General features: G+C 45.7%; 1 protein-coding gene. It reads right to left on the bottom strand.

What is annotated here, in order from left to right; all coding sequences use genetic code 11:
* Positions 1 to 29 precede the first annotated feature (29 nt).
* The coding region (locus CEX98_RS17275) for an ISAs1 family transposase (protein WP_143484355.1) at positions 30 to 567 on the bottom strand (538 nt) is incomplete at its 5' end.

Below are 567 nucleotides of genomic sequence, written 5' to 3'. Positions count from 1 at the left end.
AGGGTGAGAGCATACTTCGTTAACGACCATTAACCGAAGATAAGCTCTGCCCTGAATTCATCGTCAAAGCTGGCCCGCACGCACTTGCCACGTATCGAATCTTTACGGCCTGTGTGCTGTTTTACCAAGTTGCGAACAACCCGTCTGAACAGCGCCATGTTTTCCGCCGAAATCGGCTCGCTTATCTGACAGGCATCTTCTTTAAACACGACATCCAACACCCAATGCTGCTGGTTCTCGATGTGCCAATGGTGGCGGATAGCTTTTTGTAACATCTGAGCATCAGGCTCAACTGAAGTGACATAAAAGTGCGTGTCTATTTTTGTTATCGACTTGGATTTTTTGTGTCTTTCAACCGCGACCAGCGAAGTAAGCCCAGGCCATTTTTCTCTTATCTCTTCAGGCAGATTGTCTGCGTTTAGAGCATAAGTGATACGGGTTTCCTGACGTCCATGACCACCGCTGACTTGTACATCTTCAGGCAAATTCCTCTCTTCTTCAAAGGCTGTTTCAAAACATGAAGTGACTGCTTTATAAAGTGTTTTCTGATTTGCTTTGACTTGAACT

This window comes from Pseudoalteromonas piscicida, assembly GCF_002744175.1.
In the GTDB taxonomy this organism is placed as follows: Bacteria; Pseudomonadota; Gammaproteobacteria; order Enterobacterales; family Alteromonadaceae; genus Pseudoalteromonas; species Pseudoalteromonas piscicida_B.
The sequence above is the reverse complement of the archived record's forward strand: the minus strand, read 5'-3'. Positions and strand labels throughout refer to the sequence as shown.